At 63.6% G+C, this 24,137-nt stretch carries 27 protein-coding genes; 17 read left to right on the top strand and 10 right to left on the bottom strand.

Features of this window, described 5'->3' with window-relative positions; translation table 11 throughout:
• Positions 1-228: 228 nt before the first annotated feature.
• The gene (locus AC5O5I_RS23235; RefSeq protein ID WP_172227421.1) at positions 229-825 is read right to left on the bottom strand and encodes a superoxide dismutase; all 597 of its coding nucleotides are present in this window, start codon (positions 823-825) and stop codon (positions 229-231) included.
• Positions 826-1,046: 221 nt separating this feature from the next.
• Positions 1,047-1,646: a LysE/ArgO family amino acid transporter gene (locus AC5O5I_RS23230; protein ID WP_172227423.1), complete on the bottom strand. Its 600-nt coding sequence runs from the start codon at positions 1,644-1,646 to the stop codon at positions 1,047-1,049.
• Positions 1,647-1,736: 90 nt separating this feature from the next.
• On the opposite strand from AC5O5I_RS23230, the gene AC5O5I_RS23225 reads away from it, so the two are divergent.
• The 3 genes from AC5O5I_RS23225 (at position 1,737) to AC5O5I_RS23215 (ending at position 4,629) form a co-directional block, all read left to right on the top strand.
• Positions 1,737-2,627, top strand: coding sequence for a LysR family transcriptional regulator ArgP (locus tag AC5O5I_RS23225; protein ID WP_172285605.1), 891 nt, complete (start codon positions 1,737-1,739; stop codon positions 2,625-2,627).
• Between the two features lie 49 nt (positions 2,628-2,676).
• Positions 2,677-3,672 carry an NAD-dependent epimerase/dehydratase family protein gene (locus AC5O5I_RS23220; RefSeq protein WP_494511634.1) on the top strand — a complete coding sequence of 332 codons (996 nt, stop codon included), beginning with the start codon at positions 2,677-2,679 and terminating at the stop codon, positions 3,670-3,672.
• Between the two features lie 87 nt (positions 3,673-3,759).
• Positions 3,760-4,629, top strand: a complete 870-nt coding sequence (locus AC5O5I_RS23215) for an ATPase (protein WP_172227429.1) — start codon at positions 3,760-3,762, stop codon at positions 4,627-4,629.
• Between the two features lie 81 nt (positions 4,630-4,710).
• Here the strand turns inward: AC5O5I_RS23215 and AC5O5I_RS23210 are convergent, their stop codons facing one another.
• Both AC5O5I_RS23210 and AC5O5I_RS23205 read right to left on the bottom strand, forming a co-directional pair.
• On the bottom strand, positions 4,711-5,760 hold the full coding sequence (locus tag AC5O5I_RS23210; protein ID WP_494511633.1) for an alkene reductase: 1,050 nt from the start codon (positions 5,758-5,760) through the stop codon (positions 4,711-4,713).
• 16 nt (positions 5,761-5,776) lie between these two features.
• Positions 5,777-6,079 carry an ArsR/SmtB family transcription factor gene (locus AC5O5I_RS23205; protein ID WP_172227433.1) on the bottom strand — a complete coding sequence of 101 codons (303 nt, stop codon included), beginning with the start codon at positions 6,077-6,079 and terminating at the stop codon, positions 5,777-5,779.
• Positions 6,080-6,229: 150 nt separating this feature from the next.
• Here AC5O5I_RS23205 and AC5O5I_RS23200 point away from each other — a divergent pair, with 150 nt between their 5' ends.
• Positions 6,230-6,820 (top strand): acyl carrier protein phosphodiesterase, encoded by a 591-nt coding sequence (locus AC5O5I_RS23200; protein ID WP_494511632.1) that lies wholly within the window; start codon positions 6,230-6,232, stop codon positions 6,818-6,820.
• 91 nt (positions 6,821-6,911) lie between these two features.
• On the opposite strand, the gene AC5O5I_RS23195 is transcribed toward AC5O5I_RS23200, so the two are convergent.
• Positions 6,912-7,700 (bottom strand): lysophospholipid acyltransferase family protein, encoded by a 789-nt coding sequence (locus tag AC5O5I_RS23195; RefSeq protein WP_172285606.1) that lies wholly within the window; start codon positions 7,698-7,700, stop codon positions 6,912-6,914.
• A complete protein-coding gene (gene olsB, locus AC5O5I_RS23190; RefSeq protein WP_172227439.1) occupies positions 7,700-8,455 on the bottom strand; it encodes an L-ornithine N(alpha)-acyltransferase in 756 nt (251 codons plus the stop codon). The genes AC5O5I_RS23195 and olsB overlap by 1 nt, the downstream gene beginning before the upstream one ends.
• Before the next feature lie 159 nt (positions 8,456-8,614).
• On the opposite strand from olsB, the gene AC5O5I_RS23185 reads away from it, so the two are divergent.
• From AC5O5I_RS23185 to AC5O5I_RS23160, 6 genes are all read left to right on the top strand, one after another.
• Positions 8,615-9,502 (top strand): acyl-CoA dehydrogenase middle domain-containing protein, encoded by an 888-nt coding sequence (locus AC5O5I_RS23185; protein ID WP_494511631.1) that lies wholly within the window; start codon positions 8,615-8,617, stop codon positions 9,500-9,502.
• Between the two features lie 168 nt (positions 9,503-9,670).
• Positions 9,671-10,750 carry a serine hydrolase domain-containing protein gene (locus tag AC5O5I_RS23180; RefSeq protein WP_494511630.1) on the top strand — a complete coding sequence of 360 codons (1,080 nt, stop codon included), beginning with the start codon at positions 9,671-9,673 and terminating at the stop codon, positions 10,748-10,750.
• Positions 10,747-11,043, top strand: a complete 297-nt coding sequence (locus AC5O5I_RS23175) for an amidase (RefSeq protein ID WP_172227445.1) — start codon at positions 10,747-10,749, stop codon at positions 11,041-11,043. The genes AC5O5I_RS23180 and AC5O5I_RS23175 overlap by 4 nt, the downstream gene beginning before the upstream one ends.
• 44 nt (positions 11,044-11,087) lie before the next feature.
• The gene (locus AC5O5I_RS23170; RefSeq protein WP_494511629.1) at positions 11,088-11,669 is read left to right on the top strand and encodes a YceI family protein; all 582 of its coding nucleotides are present in this window, start codon (positions 11,088-11,090) and stop codon (positions 11,667-11,669) included.
• Position 11,670: 1 nt separating this feature from the next.
• Complete coding sequence (locus AC5O5I_RS23165; RefSeq protein ID WP_172285608.1) at positions 11,671-12,828, top strand: phospholipase D-like domain-containing protein; 1,158 nt, start codon at positions 11,671-11,673, stop codon at positions 12,826-12,828.
• Between the two features lie 51 nt (positions 12,829-12,879).
• Positions 12,880-13,458, top strand: a complete 579-nt coding sequence (locus AC5O5I_RS23160; protein WP_172285609.1) for a DJ-1/PfpI family protein — start codon at positions 12,880-12,882, stop codon at positions 13,456-13,458.
• A gap of 122 nt (positions 13,459-13,580) precedes the next feature.
• On the opposite strand, the gene AC5O5I_RS23155 is transcribed toward AC5O5I_RS23160, so the two are convergent.
• Positions 13,581-13,979, bottom strand: coding sequence for a nuclear transport factor 2 family protein (locus AC5O5I_RS23155; RefSeq protein WP_172285610.1), 399 nt, complete (start codon positions 13,977-13,979; stop codon positions 13,581-13,583).
• A 115-nt stretch (positions 13,980-14,094) separates the two neighbouring features.
• Between AC5O5I_RS23155 and AC5O5I_RS23150 the strand changes: the two genes are divergently transcribed.
• A complete protein-coding gene (locus AC5O5I_RS23150) occupies positions 14,095-14,685 on the top strand; it encodes a GNAT family N-acetyltransferase (RefSeq protein ID WP_172231525.1) in 591 nt (196 codons plus the stop codon).
• A complete protein-coding gene (locus AC5O5I_RS23145; protein WP_494511628.1) occupies positions 14,682-15,554 on the top strand; it encodes a carbon-nitrogen hydrolase family protein in 873 nt (290 codons plus the stop codon). The genes AC5O5I_RS23150 and AC5O5I_RS23145 overlap by 4 nt, the downstream gene beginning before the upstream one ends.
• Before the next feature lie 61 nt (positions 15,555-15,615).
• Here AC5O5I_RS23145 and AC5O5I_RS23140 read toward each other — a convergent pair whose 3' ends face one another.
• Positions 15,616-17,139 carry a fumarate hydratase gene (locus tag AC5O5I_RS23140; RefSeq protein WP_172231519.1) on the bottom strand — a complete coding sequence of 508 codons (1,524 nt, stop codon included), beginning with the start codon at positions 17,137-17,139 and terminating at the stop codon, positions 15,616-15,618.
• A gap of 250 nt (positions 17,140-17,389) precedes the next feature.
• On the opposite strand from AC5O5I_RS23140, the gene AC5O5I_RS23135 reads away from it, so the two are divergent.
• Positions 17,390-18,310: an iron-sulfur-binding ferredoxin reductase gene (locus AC5O5I_RS23135; protein ID WP_494512786.1), complete on the top strand. Its 921-nt coding sequence runs from the start codon at positions 17,390-17,392 to the stop codon at positions 18,308-18,310.
• A 122-nt stretch (positions 18,311-18,432) separates the two neighbouring features.
• Here AC5O5I_RS23135 and pyk read toward each other — a convergent pair whose 3' ends face one another.
• Positions 18,433-19,887, bottom strand: coding sequence for a pyruvate kinase (gene pyk, locus AC5O5I_RS23130; protein WP_172230953.1), 1,455 nt, complete (start codon positions 19,885-19,887; stop codon positions 18,433-18,435).
• Between the two features lie 179 nt (positions 19,888-20,066).
• Between pyk and AC5O5I_RS23125 the strand changes: the two genes are divergently transcribed.
• The 3 genes from AC5O5I_RS23125 to sbcB all read left to right on the top strand — a co-directional run bounded on the left by AC5O5I_RS23125 (position 20,067) and on the right by sbcB (position 22,411).
• Complete coding sequence (locus AC5O5I_RS23125; protein WP_172230950.1) at positions 20,067-20,453, top strand: tetratricopeptide repeat protein; 387 nt, start codon at positions 20,067-20,069, stop codon at positions 20,451-20,453.
• 122 nt (positions 20,454-20,575) lie between these two features.
• A complete protein-coding gene (locus tag AC5O5I_RS23120; RefSeq protein ID WP_172230947.1) occupies positions 20,576-20,935 on the top strand; it encodes a PilZ domain-containing protein in 360 nt (119 codons plus the stop codon).
• A gap of 42 nt (positions 20,936-20,977) precedes the next feature.
• The gene (sbcB, locus tag AC5O5I_RS23115; protein ID WP_172230944.1) at positions 20,978-22,411 is read left to right on the top strand and encodes an exodeoxyribonuclease I; all 1,434 of its coding nucleotides are present in this window, start codon (positions 20,978-20,980) and stop codon (positions 22,409-22,411) included.
• Positions 22,412-22,483: 72 nt separating this feature from the next.
• Here the strand turns inward: sbcB and mvaT are convergent, their stop codons facing one another.
• On the bottom strand, positions 22,484-22,861 hold the full coding sequence (gene mvaT, locus AC5O5I_RS23110) for a histone-like nucleoid-structuring protein MvaT (protein WP_172230942.1): 378 nt from the start codon (positions 22,859-22,861) through the stop codon (positions 22,484-22,486).
• A gap of 283 nt (positions 22,862-23,144) precedes the next feature.
• Here mvaT and purU point away from each other — a divergent pair, with 283 nt between their 5' ends.
• Positions 23,145-23,996, top strand: coding sequence for a formyltetrahydrofolate deformylase (gene purU, locus AC5O5I_RS23105; protein ID WP_172285666.1), 852 nt, complete (start codon positions 23,145-23,147; stop codon positions 23,994-23,996).
• Positions 23,997-24,137: the final 141 nt, after the last annotated feature.

Below are 24,137 nucleotides of genomic sequence, written 5' to 3'. Positions count from 1 at the left end.
CATGCGCATGGCATCATTTTGCCATCAATGATGACGATACACTACCGGCCGACCATGAGCAGTGTATCGGTTGCCTGACCCCGCAACTTGAGTGCGCTGTAGCAATCTTCCAGAGGGTTGATGTTAGCGTGCTATGCGGGCTGAGCAAGCAAAAGTGTGCCGGCCCTGCCCCGCGGTGCAGGCATAAAAAACCCGGCACATGGCCGGGTTTTTTCAGGGCTGAATGACTCAGGCCTTGAAGGTCTTGCCTTCGAACTGTTCAGCAACGAAGGCCCAGTTGACCAGGTTCCAGAACGCCTCGACATACTTCGGACGCATGTTGCGGTAGTCGATGTAGTAGGCGTGTTCCCAGACGTCGCAGGTCAGCAGCGGGGTGTCGCCGCTGGTCAGCGGGCAGCCGGCGCCGATGGTGCTGGCCAGGGCCAGGGAACCGTCAGCTTTCTTCACCAGCCAGCCCCAGCCGGAACCGAAGGTGCCAACCGAAGTCTTGGTGAACTCTTCCTTGAACTTGTCGAAGGAACCGAAAGCGGCGTTGATGGCGTCAGCCAGGGCACCGGTTGGTTGGCCACCGGCGTTGGGTGCCAGGCAGTTCCAGTAGAAGGAGTGGTTCCAGACTTGAGCGGCGTTGTTGAAGATGCCGCCCGAAGAGCTCTTGACGATCTCTTCCAGGGACTTGCCTTCGAATTCGGTGCCTGGGACCAGGTTGTTCAGGTTCACGACATAGGTGTTGTGGTGTTTGTCGTGGTGATACTCCAGGGTTTCCTTGGAGATGTGCGGCTGCAGGGCATCGTGGGCGTACGGCAGCGGCGGCAATTCAAAAGCCATGGTGGATCTCCTGATTCAGGTCTGTTTGCGGTTTGCGCAAGGCCGATCACGGGCGGCCCGATAAGCGTCGGCGAGTTTTTACTCTTTGCGACGCAAGGGCTGGATCATAGCACCGGGCCCGGCGCATAACCACGCAACAAAGATAGGGAATAGAGGTTCCAGAGCGCTTGGCGGGGGGCGACAGGTGGTGGGGGGGCATGACGGGCACCGACGAAGCCAACTCAGCTGAAAACCAGCTGCGCCGCCACCGCAAACATCATCACCGCCACCATCAGATCAAGCATGCGCCAGGTCGCCGGCCGCGCCAGCCAAGGTGCCAGCCATGCCGCGCCAATCGCCAAGGTCGAGAACCACAGCAGCGAAGCACTCGCCGCTCCGGCCACATAGGCCCCAGGCTCGGTCTGCTGTGCCCCCAGCGAACCGATCAGCAACACCGTGTCCAGATACACGTGCGGGTTCAGCAGGGTCACCGCCAAGGCACTCAGCAGCACCGCGCGCCGCGAACGCGTACCCTGGCCTTGCTGATGTTGCAGGCTCTGTCTGGAGCAGGCACTGCGCAGCGCCTTGGCGCCGTACCAGATCAGAAACACCGCGCCACCCCAGCGGGCCACCGCCAGCAAGGTCGGGTTGTGTGCCAGCACCGTGGCCAGGCCGAACACGCCGGCGGCCACCAGGATGGCGTCACAGACAATGCACAGTGCCGCCACCGGCAGGTGATGCTCGCGGCGCAGGCTCTGGGCCAGGACGAAGGCATTCTGCGCGCCGATGGCCATGATCAGGCCGAAGGCCACCAGCATGCCGTTGAGATAGCTTTGCCACATGGCGAGTACTCCGTAAAAGATGCTGGCAATTTTGTGGGTTTGTGGCCTATAAGAAAAACAAATAAAGCTGATCTGGCATTAGGAAATGTGATGTTCGATTACAAACTGTTGGCCGCCCTTGCGGCGGTGATCGAGCAGGCTGGTTTCGAGCGCGCGGCGCAGGTGCTGGGCCTGTCGCAATCGGCCATCTCGCAGCGCATCAAGCTGCTTGAAGCGCGGGTCGGCCAGCCGGTGCTGATCCGCGCCACGCCGCCCAGCCCGACCGAAGTCGGCCGGCAGTTGCTCAACCATGTGCAACAGGTACGCCTGCTTGAGCGTGACCTGCAGCGCCAGGTACCGGCGCTGGACGAAGAGGGCATGCCGGAGCGCCTGCGCATCGCCCTCAATGCCGACAGCCTGGCCACCTGGTGGGCCGGCGCCGTGGGCAACTTTTGCGCGCAGCAGAACGTGTTGACCGACCTGGTGGTAGAGGACCAGGACGTGGGCCTCAAACGCATGCGCGCAGGCGAAGTGGCGGCCTGCCTGTGTGGCAGCGAGCGCCCGGTAGCCGGCGCACGCAGCCTGCCGCTGGGCGCCATGCGCTATCGGGCGCTGGCCAGCCCCGGGTTCATGGCGCGGCATTTTCCCCACGGTTTCGTGGCCAGTCGCCTGGCCCGCACCCCGGCAATCGTGTACGGCCCGGATGATTTCCTGCAACACCGCTACCTGGCATCGCTGGGCATCGAGGACGGCTTCCTGCACCACCTGTGCCCGTCTTCCGAAGGCTTTCTGCGCATGACCGAGGCCGGGCTGGGCTGGGGGCTGGTGCCCGAACTGCAGGCCCGCGAGCAACTGGCCGGCGGGCAACTGGTGGAAATCTGCAGCGATACTCCCATCGATGTGCCGCTGTACTGGCATCATTGGCGCAATGGCGGGCAATTGCTCGCGCAACTGACTGACCACCTGCGGCACACCGCACGACAATGGCTGGTGCCCTTGTAGCCACGGCTGGCGTCTGTTGCATCTGAAATCTGGCGAGACGGAGTCTTACATGCGAATTCTGGTCACCGGCGCGAGTGGCTTCATTGGCGGGCGCTTTGCGCGCTTCGCCCTGGAGCAGGGCCTGGACGTACGGGTCAGTGGCCGCCGCGCCGAAGGGGTCGAACACCTGGTCAAGCGCGGCGCCCAGTTCATCCCCGGCGACCTTGGCGATGCCGAACTGGCCAGGCGCCTGTGCCAGGGCGTCGAGGCCGTGGTGCACTGCGCGGGTGCGGTGGGCAACTGGGGGCGCTACCAGGACTTCTACCAGGGCAATGTGGTGGTCACGGAAAACGTGGTCGAGGGCTGCCTGAAGGAGCACGTGCGGCGCCTGGTGCACTTGTCATCGCCCTCGATCTATTTCAATGGCCGCTCGCGCCTGGACATCCGCGAAGACCAGGTACCCCGGCGTTTCCATGACCATTACGGGCAAACCAAGCATCTGGCGGAACAGAAGGTGTTTGGCGCCCAGGAGTTCGGCCTCGAAGTGCTGGCGCTGCGCCCGCGCTTCGTCACCGGCGCCGGCGATACCAGCATTTTCCCACGGCTGATGCAGATGCAGCGCAAGGGCCGCGTGGCGATCATCGGCAACGGTCTGAACAAAGTCGATTTCACCAGTGTGCACAACCTCAACGAGGCACTGCTCAGCGCCTTGTTCGCCGACGACCGGGCGCTGGGGCAGGCCTACAACATCAGCAACGGCCAGCCGCTTCCGCTGTGGGACGTGGTCAACTACGTGATGCGCAGGATGCAGCTGCCACAGGTTACCCGTTACCGCTCCTATGGCCTGGCCTACAGCCTGGCTGCGCTGAACGAGGCGGCCTGCATGCTGTGGCCGGGGCGCCCGCAACCGACCCTGTCGCGCTTGGGGATGCAGGTGATGAGCCGTGATTTTACCCTGGACATCAGCCGCGCCCGGCAGTACCTGGACTACCAGCCCAAGGTCAGCCTGTGGACGGCGCTGGACGAATTCTGCGCTTGGTGGAAGCACCAGCCGCCGGGGCAGTGAAGCCGCCGGGCGGACAATGGTCATCAATGCGCCGCGCTGGCGGTTTATACTCGTGCCTCTTTGCGACTACCGCGGTTGAATGTATCCATGCGTAACCATGCTCATGATGACTACGATGACGTGCCTTCCTTGCGGGCGGGCACGGTTGATGATGACGAACTGCTGCCGGCGCACGTGGTGCGCAGCCGTCAGAAAGCGGCCCGCGGCGCCAGTACCGCGCCGCTGTGGGCATTGCTGTGCGCCTCGTTCATTGCCCTGGCGGGCCTGGGCTGGTGGAGCTTCCAGCAGATCTCGCTGATGGAGCAGCAACTGGTGGCAACCCAGGAAAGCTTTGCCCGTATCAGTGAAGAGGCCGCCGGGCGTTTGCAGGCAATCAGCGGCAAGGTCGAGGCCAGCGAGTCGGGCGCCACCACCAGCAGCGAGGCCCTGAAGCGGCAGCTTCGCCAATTGCAGCAGGGTGTGGCCGGGCAGACCGGCGACCTTGGCAAGCGCCTGGAGCAGGTGCTGGCCGACACCCGTGAACAGCAGAAAGCCGTGACCGAGCTGCAAGGCCAGCTACAGGCCCAGCTGAAGCTGGTGAATGGCGAACTGGCTGCGTTGCGCTCTGGGCAGGTTGACGGTGGCAAGCTGGATGCCAAGCTCAAGGGCCTGGACGAGCAGGTTGTCGCACTGAAGGCTGCGCAGGTCGATGGCGGCAAGCTGGACGCGCAGCTCAAGAGCCTGGACAGCGAGGTGGCTGCGTTGAAGAAGCAAGGCAACCCGAGCGCGGCCATCCAGAGCCTGGAGCAGGACATGGTGGTGCTCAAGAGCCAGATCGACAACCGCCCGGCCGCAGCTGCGGCCAGTGGTGCTTCGGTGCAGGAGTTCGATGCCTTCCGCGCGCAGACGACGCGTAACCTGAACACCTTGCAAAGCCAGGTGCAGAACCTGCAGAAGCAGATCAGCGCCCGGCCGTAAGATCATCCGCGTCTCCTTCGCCGGCACGCCCGCTCCCACATGCCTTTTGTGGAAGCGGGCGTGCCGGCGAATGGTCCAGGATCACAAGCGCGGATAATCGATGTAACCCACCGGCCCCTTGGCATAGAAGGTTTCCGGCCGAGCCTCGTTCAGCGGCGCATCCGCCGCCAACCGCGCCGGCAGGTCGGGGTTGGCGATGAATGGCACGCCAAACGCAACCGCATCGGCTTTGCCGCTGGCAAGGGCGGCATTGGCACTGGCTTTGTCAAAACGCTCGTTGACGATGTAAGGGCCACCGAATGCAGCCCTGATCAGCGGGCCGATGCTGTCATCGGCTTCCCGCTCCCGCGAGCAGATGAAGGCGATGCCGCGTTTGCCCAGCTCCCGGGCCACATAGGTAAAGGTTTCTGCTCGGTCGGCGTCGCCCATGTCGTGGGCATCGGCACGCGGCGCCAGGTGCACGCCTACCCGGTTTGCGCCCCACACCTCGATTGCCGCGTCGGTTACTTCCAGTAGCAGCCGCGCACGGTTTTCCAGCGAGCCACCATAGCGGTCGGTGCGCTGGTTGGTGCTGCTCTGCAAAAACTGGTCGAGCAGGTAGCCGTTGGCGCCGTGGATCTCCACACCGTCAAATCCGGCGGCCTTGGCATTTTCGGCGCCACTGCGGTAAGCCTCGACCACATCGATGATTTCTTCGGTTTCCAGCGCGCGCGGGGTGGGGTAGTCACTGAGCGGGCGCACCAGGCTCACATGGCCCTTGGCCTGAATCGCGCTGGGGGCCACCGGCAGTTCGCCGTTGAGATAGCTGGGGTGTGAGATGCGCCCTACGTGCCACAGTTGCAGAAAAATGCGCCCGCCTGCGCCGTGTACCGCCTTGGTTACGTTGTTCCAGCCTCGGACCTGCTCATCGTTCCAGATGCCGGGGGTATCCGGGTAGCCAACGCCCATGGCGCTGACCGAGGTCGCTTCGCTGAGAATCAGCCCGGCGCTGGCGCGCTGCACGTAGTACTCGGCCATCAGCGCATTGGGGACGCGGCCCTCGTCGGCACGGCAGCGGGTGAGTGGGGCCATGATGATGCGGTTGGGCAGTTGCAGGTCGCCCAGGGTGATCGGATCGAAAAGCGTGGTCATAACGGTTACCTGCTGGTCAAAGCGCTTGGCGCAGTTGTTCGAGGAACGCCTGGAGGGTGGCTTCGTCGCGTCTGAAGAAGTGCCATTGGCCGATCTTCTGGCTGCGGATCAGCCCGGCGCGCTGCAATGTCGCCAGGTGGGCGGAAACAGTCGACTGCGAGAGGCCGCAACGTTGGTCGATCTGCCCTGCACACACACCGTTATCGGTGCTGTGGTACTGGTCGGGAAAGTGCGTTGCCGGGTCTTTCAGCCAGCTGAGGATTTCTCGCCTGACCGGGTGGGCCAGCGCTTTTATTATTTCGTCGAGATCGAGAGGCATGGGTTGAGGCTCTCTGTAGCGGCATATCGCGATAGGGCGAAATGTAAATCGGAAAATGACGATATACAAATATGAAAACGTTCTTGACTGAGTGCCAAACGCTATATCGGGTTATGACGATATACCCCCAGGCGATGCTAGACTGCGCTGATGAACTACCTCGCACACTTGCACCTGGGCGGCCCGGCGCCGCAACAACTGCTTGGCAGCCTGTATGGCGATTTCGTCAAAGGTTCGCTGGAGGGGCGTTTCCCACCTGCGCTGGAGGCGGCGATACGCCTGCACCGGCATATCGACAGTTACACCGATCAACACCCCTTGGTGCTGGCGGCGTTGGCACGTTTCCCACGGGAGCGGCGACGCTTCGCGGGTATTGTCCTGGATGTGTTCTTCGACCATTGCCTGGCGCGGCATTGGCATGACTACGCCGAGCAGCCGCTTGAGCAGTTTACCGATGAGTTCTATCAGGTATTGCTGGCCGAGCCAGAGCTGCCCGGGCGGCTGGCCCGGATCGCGCCGTTCATGGCAGCGGATGACTGGTTGGGCGCATATGGTGATTTTGCCACTCTGGAGCAGGTGTTCAATGGCATCGCCCGGCGGCTGTCGCGGCCGGAGGGGCTGGCAGGGGTGATGGGGGAACTGGAAAAGCTGTATGAGCCGCTGATGCTGGACTTCAGGGAGTTTTATCCGCAGTTGCAGGCGTTTGCGGCGGCGGGGCGTCGGGGACTGCATCAGGGCTGACAGGTGCTTGCCGAAAGATATGCAGCGCCTGTGAGATCGCGCGCCGCGCGGGCGGCGCTGGATCTCACAGGCGCTGCTTATGTTGTGGCACTCAAGCAGCCCGCGCCTGCCGCCGTGGTGCTACCTCAACGTCTTCAACCCCAAACAGCGCCAGGTGAATCGCCTGCTGCGCCTGCACCGCCAGCACCGCGCGTTCCTTGCCCACACTACCGATCGGTTGCAGCATGTGAATGCAAACCTCACCCCGCGGCTGGGCAAACAGGCGCATCAGGTGCGACACCATGTCGTCATCGCCAATGAACGGCGCAATCGTGTCGATCTGGCCATCGCGCAGGTACTGGATAGCCACCGGCTGCACCGCCACCCCACGGTCGATGGCGCCTGCCAGCAGACGCCCATGAAAGGTGCGCAGGCTGCGGCCGTTGGTGGTGGTGCCTTCGGGGAAGATCAGCAACGGCCGGGCCAGGCCCAGTTGCCCGGCGATCTGCTCGCGCAGGCGCTGGCTGTCGCCGCCGCCACGGCGGATGAACAGGGTGCCGGCTTTTTCCGCCAGCCAACCGGCCACTGGCCAGTGGCGCACTTCAGCCTTGGACAGGAACGACAGCGGCAGCAGCATGCCCAGCAACGGTATGTCGGTCCAGGAAACATGGTTGCTGACCCACAGCATCGGCCGTTGCGGCAGCGCGCCCACCACCCGCACATCGAAGGGCAGGGCGGCGACCAGGCGTTTCATGAACAGGCAGCTCCAGCGCTGGCGGCGCTCGATCGGCGCCTTGAAGCCCAGGCGCTCGCCCACGGCGATCACGCTGGCCATCAGCATGCCCAGAAGCAGCACCAGCAGCAGGCGAGTGAGGCGGGCCAGTGCCCGCAACTTCGGCATCAGACCGCTGCCTTGAAGTGGCGGGCGTAGCGTGGGCACAGATCGTCACGCTTGAGCAGGATGAACACGTCGGCTACCTGGAAGTCTTCGTCCCAGCACGGCTCGCCGCAGATCTTCGCGCCCAGGCGCATGTAAGCCTTGAGCAGTGGTGGCATTTCGGCGATGACGTTGCCGGGCAGGGCCAGCTTCGGCAACGGGTTCTTCGGCTCGGCGCGCAAGTGTTCGGTGCACAGGTAGCGCTCACGCAGGCGCTGCATCACAGCGTGGGCCTGCACGCCGCCGTCCTGCATAGGGATGCTGGCGCAGCCCATCAGGTAGCTGTAACGGCCCTCGTTGAGCACTTCGGCCAGTTCGCCCCAGAGCACGGCAATGGTGCCGCCGTTGCGGTAGTCGGGGGCCACGCAGGTACGGCCCAGTTCGAGGATCGGGCCCTGCAGTTGCAACAGACCGTGCAGGCTGAATTCTTCTTCGCTGTAGAAACGGCCCAGGCTGCTGGCGGCCTGATGGTCGAGCAGGCGGGTAGTGGCGACCAGCTTGCCGGTGCTCAGGTCGCGTACGCCAATGTGGCGGCAGTGCACGTCGTAGTCATCCATGTCCAGGCCTTGCTCGGCGCCTCTGAGCCGGGCCTTGAATTCTGCGCTGAACACTTTGTAGCGCAGGGCCTGGGCTTCTTGCAGGGCCGCGGCGCCAACCAGGCGTTCGGCTTGCAGACGGCGTTCAGTGCTGTTGTCGCCAGAGTGAGCGATCCGAGTCATTACGAGTCTCCATAAGCCAGCCATGAAGGGTTGCGGCCGGTCGGCTTTGTTGTGCAAAGTCAGCCTAGGTAGACGCGGTGTCACCCCCGTGAATGTTTGGTGATGCTTGCGTGACACCCCCGAAAGCCTTCACCGAAAGCCCCAGCGAGGAGCTGTCCAATGGCTTGGTTGCAACGACTCAACGACCCGCATCGGCAAACGCTGGCGGGCTCCCTGGGCGAGACCTACGCCGCGCTGCTTGAGCGCCTTGGCCCGGTTGTCCCGTTCGAACTGGCAGTTCTGGGAGGGCGCGCGATGGCCACCCCGGGGCTGGCGTTTCTGCTGGGCTATCAGGCGGCCTTGCGCGTGCTCTGGCCCAGCGCTCCGTCCAGTCTCGGGGCCCTGTGCGCGACCGAGCGGCGCAGTGTGCGGCCGGCAGACATGCGCACGCGCCTGGAGGATTTGCGCCTGACAGGCAGCAAGGACTTCGTCACTGCAGGGCTGGAGGCGCAATGGTTGCTGGTGGCGGCGCGCAGCGAAGCGCCCGGTGCGGCGCCGCAGTTGAACCTGGCAGTGGTGTACCCCGGGGTGCATGGCGTGACCCTGGAGCCACTGCCGACCCTGCCGCTGATGCCAGAGGTTGGCCACGGGCGGGTGCTGCTGGATCATGCCGCCTGCGAGTTGCTGGCCGGTGATGGCTGGGATGTTTATGTGAAGCCGTTCCGCTCGCTGGAGGACCTGTACGTGCTGACCGCATTGACGGCCTGGCTGTACGGCGTAGGGCAGGAATGCGCCTGGCCGCAAGGGTTGCGCCTGCAGTTGCTTGGGCTGCTGGCCGGGTGCGCCGAGGGCAGTCGGCAGTGTGCCGATAGCGTGGCTTGTCATTTGTTGCTGGGCGGGCTGTTTGCGCAGTTTCAGGCGTTGCGCGGGGAAATCGATGCGGCATTGGCGATGGGGCCGGAACACTGGGCACAAATCTGGCAGCGTGACCAAGGGGTAATGGCGCTGGCTGCGGCGGCGCGGGAGAAGCGGCTGAACAAGGCTTGGACTGCTGCGGGATTGTCATGAATGCCTGATAGGTTGTCGTGAACTATTGAATCCTGGGGCCGCTTTGCGGCCCATCGCCGGCAAGCCAGCTCCCACATTGATCGCGCAATGCCCGAGGTATATGCCGTACCTGTGGGAGCTGGCTTGCCGGCGATGGGCTGCACAGCAGTCCCAACGCAGGCGAACGCGATGAAGGCACTTCTGCTGATACTGGCGATGATTACGGGTTGCGCCTGGGCGGAGGAATGGCCTCAGCCTGACTGGCCGATCGATAAGGCTAACCTCAACTGGCAAGCCGTCGACGCCTACGCATTCCCCGCAAACCCCACCTCCGAGCGCAGCGGCATCCGCACCGATGCCCTGCTGATCATCCGCGACGGCCGTATCCTCCACGAGCGCTACGCAGCCCCCACCACCGCCGCCACAGCGCACCTCACCTGGTCGGTCAGCAAGAGCGTACTGGCCACGCTGCTGGGCGTCGCCCAGGGCGAAGGGCGCTTCCAGCTGCAAGACCCGGTCGCTCGTTTCTACCCGGCCATGGGCGCCCACCCCGGCGTGCGCATGGCCGACCTGCTGCACTGGGCCAGCGGGCTGGACTGGCAGGAAGACTACGAGTACGCCCCGCTCAAATCCTCGGTGGTGGCCATGCTGTATACCCGTGGCCGCGAGGACATGGCGGCCTACACGGCAGCGCGGGGCACGGCGGCCAGCCCCGGCCAGCGGTTTCTCTATTCCAGTGGCGATACCAATCTGCTGGCTGGCGCACTGCGCGGCATGCTCGATGCCGGGCAGTACGCCGATTACCCCTGGCATGCGCTGTTCACTCCGCTGGGTATCGACAGCGCAGTGTGGGAGCGCGATCGCGCGGGTACCTATGTCGGGTCTTCCTATCTCTACCTGAGCGCCCGCGACCTGGCCCGAATAGGCCTGCTGATGCAGCGCGACGGCCAGTGGCAGGGCCGGCAACTGCTGCCCAAGGCCTGGGTGGCCTTCAACCGCACGCCATTTGCCCTTGCCCAACCGGTACCCGGCGAGGCCAACCCCGGCGGCCACTGGTGGCTCAACCAGCCACTGGGCGGTGCCCAGCGGCCTTGGCCGAATGCGCCCGCAGACACCTATGCCGCCTTCGGTCACTGGGGCCAGGCGCTTTACGTGCTGCCCGCGCAAAAGCTGGTGATCGTGCGCTATGCCGATGACCGCGACGGCAGCTACCGCCACGATGAGCTGCTCAAGCGGGTACTGGCTGCGTTGGCCGGGGAGGGTGCATGAAGCGCATGTTGTTGCTGGTGCTGGCGGGGCTGTTGTACTGGGCCTGGCAGGAGCGCCAGGCCCTGGCAGACTTCCCCGGCATCCTCTCGGCCTACTCGGCCAAGGAATATTGTTCGTGCCGTTTCGTCATGGGCTTCGAGCAGGCGTATTGCCTGGGCTATGTGCAGCAATGGCTGCCGCTGAGTTCGCTGGAGGAAAACAGCCAGCAGCGCCAGGTGACCGCCGAGGGCCTGGGCCGGCGCAACCAGGCTGCCTGGCAAAGCCAGCGCGAGGGCTGCCGCTTGCTGCCGTGAAGGCGGGCGGGTAAGGTTGGCGGCTTGGTTTCACGAGATCTGTCATGTTCAAGTTGCCCCGTCTGCTACCCGCCCTGCTGCTGGCTTTTTGCCTGCCCGCCCACGCCAATTGGCACCTCGATGGCGAATCGTCTCGCCTGTCATTCATCACCGGCAAGAACGGCGACACTGCTGAAGTGCATCGCTTTCTGGTGCTGCATGGCAAGGTCGACCGCAAGGGCGTGGCGGGGCTGAGCATCGAGATGGACTCGGTCAGCAGCGGCATTCCGTTGCGTGACGAACGCATGCGTGACGGCCTGTTCGAGGTCGAGCGCTTTGCCGAGGCCAAGGTGCAGGCGCAACTGGATCTGCAGCCGATTAACGACCTGGCCAACGGTGCGCAGATCGAGCTGCGCCTGCCACTCACTGTCACCCTGCACGGCCAGTCGCACAGCTACAACGCGCTGTTGCTGGCCACTCGGCTGGACGAACGGCGTTTCCAGGTCGTCACCCTGGAGCCTGTGGTGCTGCGTGCCGAGGACTTCGGCCTGCTGCCAGGGCTGGAAAGCCTGCGCAAGTTTGCCAAGCTCGCGTCCATCAATCCGTCGGTACCGGTTAACGCGGTACTGATTTTCACCGCGCGCTGACATGCCGGGGCCGGTCTTCCCCTGGCGGGATGGCAATCAGTTCGAACTGCTGATCGACGGCCCCGAGTTTTTTCCGCGCATGCTCACCGCGATAGTGCGCGCCGAATTTCAGGTTGACCTGGAGCTGTATCTGGTCGAGGCCGGCGCCTGCGCCGAGGCGGTGGTCGAAGCGCTGGAACAGGCCGCCCGCCGTGGGGTTCGGGTACGCTGCCTGTTCGACGACTACGGCTCGTTGGCATTCAACAGCAAGTTGCGCCAGCGTCTGCTGGACGCGGGCGTGTACCTGCGCTGGTACAACCGCCTGCGCTGGAAGCGCGGCCTGCGCAACCTGTACCGCGATCACCGCAAGCTGCTGCTGGTGGACGAACGCTGGGCGGTGGTCGGCGGCACGGGGGTTACCGACGAGTTCTGGACGCCGGGCGACCAGACCAGCGAGTGGCACGAGGTGATGGTGCAGATGCAAGGGCCGGTGGTAAGCGACTGGCAGCTGCTGTTCGACCGCCAGTGGCACGCCAACAACCGCCGCACCGCCTGGCGCCCCGCCGAAGGCTTCGGCCTGCCGCGCCTGCCCAAGGTGCCTGCACAAGGGCAGGGCATGGCACGGGTCGCCTATGCCGACGCCCGTCAGCATCAGGACATCCTGCATTCGTTGGTGCGGGCCCTGAACAGTGGCAAGCAACGGGTGTGGCTGGCCACGCCGTACTTCCTGCCGACCTGGAGCGTGCGCCGCTCGTTGCGCCGCGCCGCCAGCAAGGGCCTGGATGTGCGCCTGCTGTTGACCGGCCCGCGCACCGACCACCCGTCTGTGCGCTACGCCGGGCATCGTTACTACCCACGCCTGCTGCGCGCCGGGGTGCGCATATTCGAATACCAGCCCTGCTTCCTGCACCTGAAGATGGCCGTGGTAGATGACTGGGTCAGTGTCGGTTCGTGCAACTTCGACCACTGGAACCTGCGCTTCAACCTGGAAGCCAACATCGAGGCGCTGGACCCACCGTTGACCGCCGCAGTGGTGGCCAGCTTCGAGCGTGACTTTGCCCACAGCGAGGAAGTCGACCTCGCCCACTGGCATGCCCGGCCACTGTGGCGGCGCGTCAAGCAGCGGGTATGGGGCTGGCTGGACCGGCTGGTGGTCAACCTGCTCGACCGGCGCGACTGATAGCGGCTATCGTGCATTGACTGTTCACGGGCAATGCAAGGAGTGGGTGCGATGACGGCGAAGAAGATTCTCATGCTGGTCGGCGATTACGTCGAGGATTACGAAGCGATGGTGCCGTTCCAGGCGCTAAGCATGGTCGGCCACACGGTCCATGCCGTATGCCCGGAGAAGGTGGCGGGGCAGACCGTACGCACGGCGATCCATGACTTCGAGGGTGAGCAGACCTACAGCGAAAAGCCCGGGCACAATTTTGCCCTGAACCATGACTTCGTGCGGGTACGGCCCGAGAGTTACGACGCGCTGCTGATCCCGGGTGGCCGCGCGCCGGAGTACCTGCGCCTGGATGAGAAGGTACTGGAACTGGTGCGTGCATTCGACAAGGCCGGCAAGCCGATTGCCGCGGTGTGCCATGGCGCCCAGTTGCTGGCTGCGGCTGGCGTGCTGGAAGGCCGTGAATGCAGCGCTTACCCGGCCTGTGCGCCGGAGGTGCGACTGGCGGGGGGAACGTTCATCGACATCGCTGTGGACCAGGCGCATGTGGACGGCAACCTGGTGACGGCACCGGCGTGGCCAGCGCACCCGGCATGGCTTGCAGCCTTCCTGAAAGTGCTGGGTACCCGTATCGCCTGACCGGGCCACTTCGCGGGCATGCCCGCTCCCACAGGATTACCACTGACTCCGGGAGCAGTGGGATCCCTGTGGGAGCGGGCGTGCCCGCGAAGAGGCCGGTACAGACAATGAGCTTGTCAGGCTCAGGCAACCTGCTCAACCCAGTCATTGAGGTTGTAGTAGTTGCTCACCCGCGCAATCTTGCCGCAGTGGATATAGAAGAACGCCCCCGCCGCCAGCACATAGGTCTGCCCGTTGGCCGCCGGCAACCCCTCGTCATCGGCCAGGTATTCCCCATGCACGGTGAACTCCGCCGCCGCACGGCTGCCGTCGGCGTTCTGCATTACCACGATATCGGCCAGGCGTTCACGGTAGCAGCGGTTCATCTTGTCCATGAACGCGGCAAACCTGGCCTTGCCCATCTGCCGCTCACCCTGGTTGATGTCGTGAATCACGTCTTCGCTGAGCAGCGCCAGAAAGCCCGGCATGTCGCCAGCGTTAAAGGCGGCGTAGTAAGCATTTACAAGTTCGGTAGCGGTCATGGAACAATACCTGTCGTGTAGGGAAAAGGCGGGACGTTGCCTCGGATGATAGGGTTTCCCCTCAAGCCCGGCTTAGCCGAGCGCGTCATCCACATCGACAAAACGACCGCCAAGCATGGAAATACGCCTGTTGCACGGCGCCGCTATCGCGCCTTACATCGATGACCTCGCTCGCCTGCGCCTTACCGTGTTCCGCGAGTTTCCCTACCTTTACGACGGCACCCCGGCGTACGAGGCCGACTACCTGGCGAGCTATGCCCGCTCCGGGCGCAGCCTGGTGGTGCTGGCGCTGGACGACGGCAAGGTGGTCGGTGCCTCCACCGGCCTGCCGCTGGTGGATGTTGCGCCGCAGTTTCAGCAACCGTTCCTGGCCCAGGGGCGCGACCCGGCCAGCGTGTATTACTTCGGTGAGTCGCTGGTATTGCCGCAATACCGTGGCCAGGGCCTGGGGGTGCGCTTCTTTATCGAGCGCGAGTCCTATGCGCACAAACTGGCCGAGTTCGACTACTGTGCTTTCTGCGCGGTCGAGCGGCCCGGCGTTCACCCGCGGCGGCCTGCGGACTACAAGCCGCTGCATGGCTTCTGGCGTAACCGCGGCTTTCTGCACGACCCGTCGCTGCGCACCCGCTATGCCTGGCGCGACCTGGACGAGCAGGAAAGCTCGGAGAAACTGATGTCGTTCTGGCTGAAGGAACTGCCGATATGATCCACCTGGCGGCCTGCCAGTACGCCATTGAGCTGCATGAAACCTGGGACGCCTATGCCGACCATCTGCAAGGCCTTTGCGCCGAGGCGGTGGAAATGGGCGCACGCTTGCTGTTGCTGCCGGAGTACGCCGGGCTGGTGCTCAGTGGCCAGCTGAGTGCCGAGCAGCGGGGGGACCTGAAGGCGTCCATCGCCGGCATCCAGCCGTTGATCGAACCCTGGAAAGCGCTGTGCGAGAGCATTGCCCGACGCTGGGGTATCTACCTGCAACCGGGGAGCATGCCAGTGCTCGACGGCGATGGGTGCTACCGCAACCGTGCCTGGCTGTTCGGCCCCAAGGGCGTACTCGGCTACCAGGACAAGCTGATGATGACCCGCTTCGAGCGCGAGCAATGGGGTATCACCGCAGGCCAGGGATTGCAGGTGTTCGACACCGAACTGGGGCGCCTGGGGATCCTGATCTGCTACGACAACGAGTTCCCGATGCTGGCCCGGCGCCTGGCCGAGGACGGTGCCGACCTGATCCTGGCGCCGAGCTGTACCGATACCGAGGCGGGTTATCACCGGGTGCGTATCGGCGCCCAGGCGCGGGCACTGGAAAACCAGATTGCCGTGTTGCAGAGCCCCACGGTCGGGCTGGCGCCTTGGTCGCCGGCGCTGGACGAGAATCAGGGCCGGGCAGGGCTGTTCGTGCCGCCGGATCATGGGATGCCGGGGGATGGGGTGCTGGCGCTGAGTGAGGACTTGAGCCCGGCTACCAGCCAATGGCTGGTGTGCGAGCTGGATCTGCAGCAAGTGCGGCGGGTGAGGACGCAGGGGCAGGTGTTTACCCGCAGGGATTGGCCGCAGCAGTTTGACAGAGTGCTTTGAAGGCAGGGGCGGCCTCTTCGCGGCGGTTCGACGCCTCGATGAAGCCGCTGGTACAGCAGGCTTACTTCACTTCAACTGCCAGGCTCTCGGCAATCTTGCTCTGCCACAGGGCAGGGCCAGTGATGTGTACCGACTCACCGTTGCTGTCTACAGCGACGGTAACCGGCATGTCCTTGACGTCGAACTCGTAGATCGCTTCCATGCCCAGCTCGGCGAAGGCCAGCACCTTGGACTTGCGGATGGCCTGGGCCACCAGGTAGGCAGCGCCGCCGACGGCCATCAGGTACACGGCCTTGTTGTCCTTGATCGCCTCGATCGCGGTCGGGCCACGCTCGGACTTGCCGATCATGCCCAGCAGGCCGGTCTGCTCGAGGATCTGGCGGGTGAACTTGTCCATGCGGGTGGCGGTGGTCGGGCCAGCCGGGCCTACCACTTCGTCACCCACCGGGTCGACCGGGCCAACGTAGTAGATGAAGCGGCCTTTCAGGTCGACCGGCAGTTCTTCGCCACGGTTGAGCATTTCGACCATGCGCTTGTGGGCGGCATCGCGGCCGGTCAGCATCTTGCCGTTGAGCAGGATGGTCTCGCCCGGCTTCCAGCTGGCCACTTCTTCCGGGGTGATGTCGTCGAGGTTGACGCGACGGGCGCTCGGGCCGGCTTCCCAGACGATTTCCGGGTAGGCGTCCAGCGACGGCGCTTCCAGCTCGGCCGGGCCGGAGCCATCGAGCACGAAGTGCGCGTGGCGGGTGGCGGCGCAGTTGGGGATCATGCACACCGGCAGGGAGGCGGCGTGGGTCGGGTAGTCCATGATCTTGACGTCGAGCACGGTGGTCAGGCCACCCAGGCCCTGGGCGCCGATGCCCAGCTGGTTGACCTTGTCGAACAGCTCCAGGCGGATTTCCTCGATGCGGTTCTGCGGGCCACGGGCTTTCAGTTCGTGGATGTCGATGGACTCCATCAACACTTCCTTGGCCATGACCGCAGCTTTCTCGGCGGTGCCGCCGATGCCGATGCCAAGCATGCCAGGCGGGCACCAGCCAGCGCCCATGGTCGGCACGGTCTTCAGTACCCAGTCGACGATCGAGTCGGACGGGTTCAGCATGGCCATCTTCGACTTGTTCTCCGAGCCGCCGCCTTTGGCTGCGACATCGACCTCGACCTTGTCGCCGGGGACGATGGAGTAGTGGATCACTGCCGGGGTGTTGTCCTTGGTGTTCTTGCGGGCACCGGCCGGGTCGGCCAGGATCGAAGCACGCAGGACGTTTTCAGGCAGGTTGTAGGCGCGACGCACACCTTCGTTGATCATGTCGTCGACGCTCAGGGTGGCGCCGTCCCAGCGCACGTCCATGCCTACGCGCACGAACACGGTGACGATACCGGTGTCCTGGCAGATCGGGCGGTGGCCGGTGGCGCACATGCGCGAGTTGATCAGGATCTGGGCAATGGAATCGCGTGCAGCAGGCGACTCTTCACGCAGATAGGCCTCGTGCATGGCCTGGATGAAATCGACGGGGTGGTAGTACGAGATGAATTGCAGGGCGTCGGCGACGCTCTGAATCAGGTCGTCTTGCTTGATCACGGTCATGCAGCGCGCTCCTCTTAAAGACGGGAACATTCATAGAGACGCTCGACGGTGCCGACCAGCATGTCGAAACGCCTTGCAAAGGCGCGCCGGCAGCATGGCCGACGCAAAAGGCGCGGCAGTATAGCGTGCCTCTGGGTGTGAAACACCTGCGCGTGGTCTGGACCTTGGTCGGCAAGGCGCAGGCATCCTTTTTGCTGGTATTGCCCGCTTGGCATACAGTGGCCTGATGAACGATGGAGAAACACCGACCATGCCGGAACTTTGCGTGGGCGAACGCCGCTGGGTGGTGCCGACCGGCAGCAACCTGCTCGATGCCCTGAACGACGCCGGGCTGCACGTCCCCTATAGCTGCCGCGCCGGCAGCTGCCATGCCTGCCTGGTGCATTGCGAGGTGGGCCAGCCGCTGGATGCCATGCCCGAGGCCCTGGCGCTGGACAAACATGCCCTGGGCTGGCGCCTGGCCTGCCAGTGCCGGGTGGTCGAAGACCTGCGCGTGGCGCTGTTCGACCCGCGGCGCGATGGTGTACCAGCCCGGGTCAGTGCGCTGGACTGGTTCGGTGATGTGTTGCGGGTGCGCCTGCGCCCGGAGCGGGCGCTGCGCTATCAGGCGGGGCAGCATGTGGTGTTGTGGCTGGGCGAGGCCGCGCGGCCTTATTCCTTGGCCAGCCTGCCGGGTGAGGATGATTACCTTGAATTTCATATCGATTGCCAGCGCCCAGGCGATTTTTGCGACAGGGCCCGGGGGCTGAAGCTCGGGGACACGCTGCGGCTGGGCGAACTCAGGGGCGGGGCGTTGCACTACGACCCGGACTGGCAGGAGCGGCCACTGTGGCTGCTGGCGGCCGGTACCGGTCTGGCACCGTTGTGGGGCATCTTGCGCGAGGCGTTGCGCCAGGGGCATCGGGGGCAGATTCGGGTGGTGCATGTGGCACGGGACCGTGCTGGGCATTATCTGGCCGAGGCGCTGATGCAACTGCAAGGCGTGGATGTCGAACTTGTGCTGGCGGAGCAGATGGATGAAGCGCTGGCGCGGTTGCGGCCGTCATCGCGGCAGACGCTGGCGCTGGTGTGCGGAGCGCCGGGGAGTGTCGAGCGGTTTGCCCGACGGCTGTTCATTGCCGGGGTGCCGCGGGGGCAGGTGTTTGCTGATGTGTTTGTGGAGCATGTCTGAAAGCCGGGAGGGCGTTGCCCTCCTTTCGCGACACAAGGCCGCTCCTACCGGGGAATGCATAACCCTTGTAGGAGCGGCCTGTGTCGCGAAGGGCCGCAAAGCGGCCCCTTTCAAGCTAAGGATCAGCCGACCAGCGGATCGCCAACGTGCAGGATCTTCATGCCATTGGTGCCACCGATGGTGTGGTAGCTGTCACCTTTGGTCAGGATCACCCAGTCGCCTTGCTGCACCAGGCCACGCTGGAGCAGTTCGTCGACCGCCGCCTGGCTCACCTTGTCGGCCGGCAGCGAGGCCGGGTCGAATGCGATCGGGTACACGCCGCGGAACATCGAGGCGCGCGCCTGGGTGGCGCGGTGCGGCGACAGTGCGTAGATCGGCACGTGCGAACGCAGGCGCGACATGATCAGCGGGGTGTAGCCGCTTTCGGTCAGGGCGATGATCGCCTTCACGCCCGGGAAGTGGTTGGCGGTGTACATGGCCGCCAGGGCGATGCTTTCGTCGCAGCGCTCGAAGGTGGTGTGCAGGCGATGGCTGGACTTCTGGCTGGTCGGGTGCTTTTCAGCACCCAGGCAGATGCGGGCCATGGCCTGGACGGCTTCGATCGGGTAGGAACCGGCGGCACTTTCGGCCGACAGCATCACCGCGTCGGTGTTGTCGAGCACGGCGTTGGCCACGTCGGACACTTCGGCACGGGTCGGCATCGGGTTCTGGATCATCGACTCCATCATCTGGGTCGCCACGATCACCGCCTTGTTGTTGCGGCGGGCGTGCTGGATGATCTTCTTCTGGATGGCGATCAGCTCGGCATCGCCGATTTCCACACCCAGGTCGCCACGGGCAACCATCACTGCGTCGGAAGCGGCGATCAGCTTGTCGAGGGTTTCATCGTCGGCAACGGCTTCGGCGCGTTCGATCTTGGACACCAGCCAGGCGCTGCCGCCGGACTCGTCGCGCAGCTTGCGCGCGTATTCCATGTCGCTGGCGTCACGCGGGAAGGAAACGGCCAGGTAGTCCAGGTCCATTTCTGCGGCCAGCTTGATGTCGGCCTTGTCTTTTTCGGTCAGGGCCGGTGCGGTCAGGCCGCCACCTTTGCGGTTGATGCCTTTGTGGTCCGACAGCGGGCCACCGATGATCACCACGCAGTGCAGGGCATCAGCGGTAGCAGTCTCGACGCGCATGACCACACGGCCATCGTCGAGCAGCAGTTCGTCACCTACGCCGCAGTCCTTGACCAGATCGGGGTAGTCGATACCGACGATGTCCTGGTTGCCTTCGGTCAGCGAGTGAGCGGTGGAGAAGGTGAACTTGTCACCGATCTTCAATTCGATGCGCTTGTTGGCGAACTTGGCGATGCGGATCTTCGGGCCCTGCAGGTCTCCCAGCAGTGCGACATGGCGGCCGTTCTTGGCAGCGATTTCGCGGATCAGGCGGGCGCGGGCCTTGTGCTCGTCCGGGGTGCCGTGGGAGAAGTTCAGGCGCGCCACGTCCAGGCCGGCAAGGATCAGTTGTTCGATCACTTCCGGCGAGTTGCTGGCGGGGCCAAGGGTGGCGACGATTTTGGTACGGCGGATGGTCATGCACAGACTCCTATAGTGAAGCGCAGCGAAAGGCTACTCCTGAATCTCGCTGTAGTCATTGTTCGGTTGCACTACCTGCGACCAAGGCAGGGTGGCATTTGAACGGGCAGGGTATCCTTGCAAAACGGTGTGAAGATTTGCAGGCAAGCGCCGATACACTGGCATCAAAGGAGATCCCCATGCGAGCCCTGATCGTTTTCGCCCTGGCCGCCAGCGCCGTCGGCTGCACCCGCTGGTCCATGGACCACCACCTGAACAATGCCTATCGCGCCTACGACCGTGGCGACTGCCAGCGGGTGATGCTGGAGCTGTCCCAGGTCGACCGCACCAGCCGCGCCCGACCGTTCATCCACCCCGAGGTTTCGCTGCTGCGCGGCCAGTGCCTGGAGCGCCAGGCGCTGTACGTGGATGCTGCGCAGACCTACCAGTACCTGATCCAGCAATACCCGGGCAACGAATATGCCTATCGGGCGCAGGCACGCCTGCAAACCCTTGAAAAGCTCGGCCATTACCGTGGTGGGGAAGCGGCGGTGGCCAACCCGGTGACGACTGCACCTTGGCGATAACACCAAGGTGTGATTTATTTCACGGGATTTGCGGCGCGCCCTGCGCTAATCTGTAACTCAGCTGTTACAACAACCGCCAGTTCCACGTATTCCTGGCTCAGGTACGGAATGCACTTGCGATCATGTTCAACAAGCGCCACATCGAACGTCACCAACTGCCTTGTGTCCTCAAGGTATTCAACCGCTTTACCGGCCAGGCGCTCGGCCAGCTGGGCAATGCCTCCGAAGACGGGTTGATGGTCATCAGCCAGCTGCCAGTGCTGGTAGGGCCAGATTACGAACTGCAATTGCGCTTGCCACTGGTCGGCGGCGGGCACCAGTTTGTCAACCTGACGGCCAGCTGCCTGTGGTGCCGCGAGGACCAGACGCCGGGGCACTACGACTCGGGCTTCATGCTGTTGCAGGCACCGCGCGAATACGATGAATTCGTTCGCTCATTGCGGGAGTATTTCAGTTTCCTTCCTGCCGACGCTTCGGTTTGAGGCTGCGTTAGAATCGGGTCGACCTCGATACAGGACGACCCCGTGACCTCCAGCATATTCTGGCACGACTACGAAACCACCGGCATCAACCCGCGCTGCGACAGGCCGCTGCAGGTGGCCGGCGTGCGCACCGACTTCGACCTCAACGAGATCGACGATCCGATCAGTCTTTATTGCCGGCCCTCCGACGACATCCTGCCGCACCCGGCCGCCTGCCTGGTGACCGGCATCACTCCGCAGCAGCTGGCCGAACACGGCCTGTGCGAAGCCGAGTTCATGACCCGGGTACACGCGCAACTGGCGCAACCGGGTACCTGTGGCGCTGGCTACAACACCCTGCGCTTCGACGACGAAGTGACGCGCTACAGCCTGTACCGCAACTTTTTCGACCCCTACGCGCGTGAATGGCAGGGCGGCAACAGCCGCTGGGACCTGATCGACATCGTGCGTACAGCCTATGCACTGCGCCCGGACGGTATTCACTGGCCGCAACAGGACGGGCGTACCAGCCTGCGCCTGGAGCTGCTGAGCAAGGCCAATGGCATTGACCATGGGCATGCCCACGAAGCGCTTTCCGACGTGCGGGCAACCATTGCCCTGGCCCGACTGATCCGGCAGCAACAGCCCAAGTTGTATGACTGGCTGTTCCAGTTGCGCAGCAAGCACAAAGTGATGGAGCAGGTCCGTCTGTTGCAGCCACTGGTGCATATATCCGGGCGCTTTTCGGCAGCACGTAGTTACTTGGGCGTGGTATTGCCGTTGGCCTGGCACCCGCGTAACCGCAATGCGCTGATTGTCTGCGACCTGCATCAGGAAACCCTGCCGCTGCTGACGGAAAGTGCTGAAGTACTGCGCCAGCGGTTGTATACGCGCCACGAAGAACTGGCCGAGGGTGAATTACCGGTGCCGCTCAAACTGGTACAGATCAACCGCTGTCCGGTACTGGCGCCATTGTCGGTATTGCGCCCGGCCGATCAACAACGCCTGGGCCTGGACTTGACGTTGTTACAATTGCGCGGCGAACAGTTGGCTAATCAACAGGCGCAATGGCAAGACAAGCTGGAACACATCTTCGGCCCGGAAGACTTTGCCCCGAGTGAAGACCCGGAACAGCAGTTGTATGCTGGTTTTCTGGGTGACCGGGACCGGCGCTTATGCGAGCAAGTTCGTGCGCTGGAACCGGCGCAGTTGGGCCGCGGGCAATGGATGTTCGATGACCCGCGTCTGCCGGAATTGTTGTTCCGCTATCGGGCGCGTAACTTTCCGGATACCTTGACCGGCGAAGAGCAGCAACGTTGGTTTGGCTTCTGCCAGCAGCGCCTGAGCGAGCCACAGTGGGGCGCGCCGAATACCTTGGGCGACTTTGCAAAGGCGTGCCAGCAAGCCTGGGATGGCGCCGACGAGGCGGGCCGGGGTGTGCTGGAGGCCTGGCAAGTGCATGCACGGCAATTGCAGGCACAATTTGCAATTGGCTGAGAGCAGACAAACAAAAACGCCGGCAATGTGCCGGCGTTTTTGTTGAGCGAAGCAAAAGGCGGAGGCGGACAATCAGTCCAGCAGGGTCGCCCAGCTTTCAACCACATCGCCGCCCCAGTTGGCTTTCCACTCTTTCAGGGTTTTGTGGTTGCCGCCTTTGGTTTCGATCACTTCACCATTGTGCGGGTTCTTGTATTGCTTGACCTTGCGCGCACGCTTGGTGGCAGTAGTCTTGACGGCGCCGCGTGGGGCCTTGCTCAGTTTCGACTCTGGGTCGAGCAGGGCAATCACGTCGCGCAGCGACTTGGAGTACTCGCCCATCAGCGTGCGCAGTTTGCCTTCGAACTCCAGTTCTTTCTTCAGCTTGTCATCCTGCGACAGGTTGGCCAGGCGGGCCTGAAGTTCCTTGATGGCTTCTTCGGTAGCGCGGTACTCGTTGATCAGGGACATGGAGTGTTCCTTAATGCGTGTTCAGAAATGTGTGGGGCAATAATAGACAGCCGATACTCGCAAGTAAACATAATATTGGCCAGTTAACTGCTAATTAAGCTGTGACAATATTTCTCTACGTGAACAAAAATTTACATAAATACCGTGCATGTGGTCATGTCTGTCAGACATTGCCCTCAAGCATCTGGCGACCTGGGCGCGCCATCGCGGCTACGATCAATACTGCGTTTTTTCTGGCGGGCCGCTAGAATGAGCGCCTTTGCGAAGTTCTGGAGTCTCATTCATGCGCACCTATCGTCTGGTGATCGCCTGCCCCGACCGTGTTGGCATCGTGGCGAAAGTCAGTAATTTCCTGGCCCTGTACAATGGCTGGATCAACGAAGCCAGTCACCACTCCGATGAGCAGAGCGGCTGGTTCTTCATGCGTCATGAAATCCGCGCCGAATCGTTGCCGTTCGGTATCGAGGCCTTCCGCGAAGCGTTTGCGCCGATTGCCGAAGAGTTCTCCATGACCTGGCGGGTTACCGACTCTGCGCAAAAGAAGCGCGTCGTGCTGATGGCCAGCCGCGAGTCGCATTGCCTGGCCGACCTGTTGCACCGCTGGCACACCGATGAACTGGACTGCGAGATCCCGTGCGTGATCTCCAACCATGACGACCTGCGCAGCATGGTCGAGTGGCACGGTATTCCGTTCTTCCATGTACCCGTCGACCCCAAGGACAAGGCCCCGGCCTTTGCCGAAGTATCGCGCCTGGTTCAGGAGCACACTGCCGACGTGGTGGTGCTGGCCCGCTACATGCAGATCCTGCCGCCGCAGCTGTGCCAGGACTACGCCGAGAAGGTCATCAACATCCACCACAGCTTCTTGCCCTCGTTTGTCGGTGCCAAGCCGTACCACCAGGCTGCCTTGCGTGGCGTGAAGCTGATCGGCGCAACCTGCCATTACGTGACCGAAGAACTGGACGCCGGCCCGATCATCGAGCAGGACGTGGTGCGTGTCAGCCATGCCGACAGCATCGAGGACATGGTCCGCTTTGGCCGCGATGTCGAGAAGATGGTGTTGGCCCGTGGCTTGCGTTATCACCTGGAAGACCGCGTGCTGGTGCATGGCAACAAGACGGTAGTGTTTGACTGATTTCGCAGGGGGCGCAAAGCGCCCCCCAGCACATCTGAGGGAGACACCAATGCCCGGACAGCGCAACCAACCCACCGCTTCACCCCCACCTACGCTCGGCGAAGGCTGCCTGGCCCGTTTCGACCCTGAAGCCCTGGCCGA

The organism is Pseudomonas sp. 9_2_1, from assembly GCF_059295275.1.
Note: the sequence above shows the minus strand (reverse complement) of the source record. Positions and strands in the feature narration are given on the sequence as shown.

Coding starts and splice junctions, on each gene's coding strand:
- AC5O5I_RS23235 (WP_172227421.1), bottom strand. CDS start 825: ATGGCTTTTGAATTGCCGCCGCTGCCGTACGCCCACGATGCCCTGCAG.
- AC5O5I_RS23230 (WP_172227423.1), bottom strand. CDS start 1,646: ATGTGGCAAAGCTATCTCAACGGCATGCTGGTGGCCTTCGGCCTGATC.
- AC5O5I_RS23225 (WP_172285605.1), top strand. CDS start 1,737: ATGTTCGATTACAAACTGTTGGCCGCCCTTGCGGCGGTGATCGAGCAG.
- AC5O5I_RS23220 (WP_494511634.1), top strand. CDS start 2,677: ATGCGAATTCTGGTCACCGGCGCGAGTGGCTTCATTGGCGGGCGCTTT.
- AC5O5I_RS23215 (WP_172227429.1), top strand. CDS start 3,760: ATGCGTAACCATGCTCATGATGACTACGATGACGTGCCTTCCTTGCGG.
- AC5O5I_RS23210 (WP_494511633.1), bottom strand. CDS start 5,760: ATGACCACGCTTTTCGATCCGATCACCCTGGGCGACCTGCAACTGCCC.
- AC5O5I_RS23205 (WP_172227433.1), bottom strand. CDS start 6,079: ATGCCTCTCGATCTCGACGAAATAATAAAAGCGCTGGCCCACCCGGTC.
- AC5O5I_RS23200 (WP_494511632.1), top strand. CDS start 6,230: ATGAACTACCTCGCACACTTGCACCTGGGCGGCCCGGCGCCGCAACAA.
- AC5O5I_RS23195 (WP_172285606.1), bottom strand. CDS start 7,700: ATGCCGAAGTTGCGGGCACTGGCCCGCCTCACTCGCCTGCTGCTGGTG.
- olsB (WP_172227439.1), bottom strand. CDS start 8,455: ATGACTCGGATCGCTCACTCTGGCGACAACAGCACTGAACGCCGTCTG.
- AC5O5I_RS23185 (WP_494511631.1), top strand. CDS start 8,615: ATGGCTTGGTTGCAACGACTCAACGACCCGCATCGGCAAACGCTGGCG.
- AC5O5I_RS23180 (WP_494511630.1), top strand. CDS start 9,671: ATGAAGGCACTTCTGCTGATACTGGCGATGATTACGGGTTGCGCCTGG.
- AC5O5I_RS23175 (WP_172227445.1), top strand. CDS start 10,747: ATGAAGCGCATGTTGTTGCTGGTGCTGGCGGGGCTGTTGTACTGGGCC.
- AC5O5I_RS23170 (WP_494511629.1), top strand. CDS start 11,088: ATGTTCAAGTTGCCCCGTCTGCTACCCGCCCTGCTGCTGGCTTTTTGC.
- AC5O5I_RS23165 (WP_172285608.1), top strand. CDS start 11,671: ATGCCGGGGCCGGTCTTCCCCTGGCGGGATGGCAATCAGTTCGAACTG.
- AC5O5I_RS23160 (WP_172285609.1), top strand. CDS start 12,880: ATGACGGCGAAGAAGATTCTCATGCTGGTCGGCGATTACGTCGAGGAT.
- AC5O5I_RS23155 (WP_172285610.1), bottom strand. CDS start 13,979: ATGACCGCTACCGAACTTGTAAATGCTTACTACGCCGCCTTTAACGCT.
- AC5O5I_RS23150 (WP_172231525.1), top strand. CDS start 14,095: ATGGAAATACGCCTGTTGCACGGCGCCGCTATCGCGCCTTACATCGAT.
- AC5O5I_RS23145 (WP_494511628.1), top strand. CDS start 14,682: ATGATCCACCTGGCGGCCTGCCAGTACGCCATTGAGCTGCATGAAACC.
- AC5O5I_RS23140 (WP_172231519.1), bottom strand. CDS start 17,139: ATGACCGTGATCAAGCAAGACGACCTGATTCAGAGCGTCGCCGACGCC.
- AC5O5I_RS23135 (WP_494512786.1), top strand. CDS start 17,390: ATGCCGGAACTTTGCGTGGGCGAACGCCGCTGGGTGGTGCCGACCGGC.
- pyk (WP_172230953.1), bottom strand. CDS start 19,887: ATGACCATCCGCCGTACCAAAATCGTCGCCACCCTTGGCCCCGCCAGC.
- AC5O5I_RS23125 (WP_172230950.1), top strand. CDS start 20,067: ATGCGAGCCCTGATCGTTTTCGCCCTGGCCGCCAGCGCCGTCGGCTGC.
- AC5O5I_RS23120 (WP_172230947.1), top strand. CDS start 20,576: ATGTTCAACAAGCGCCACATCGAACGTCACCAACTGCCTTGTGTCCTC.
- mvaT (WP_172230942.1), bottom strand. CDS start 22,861: ATGTCCCTGATCAACGAGTACCGCGCTACCGAAGAAGCCATCAAGGAA.
- purU (WP_172285666.1), top strand. CDS start 23,145: ATGCGCACCTATCGTCTGGTGATCGCCTGCCCCGACCGTGTTGGCATC.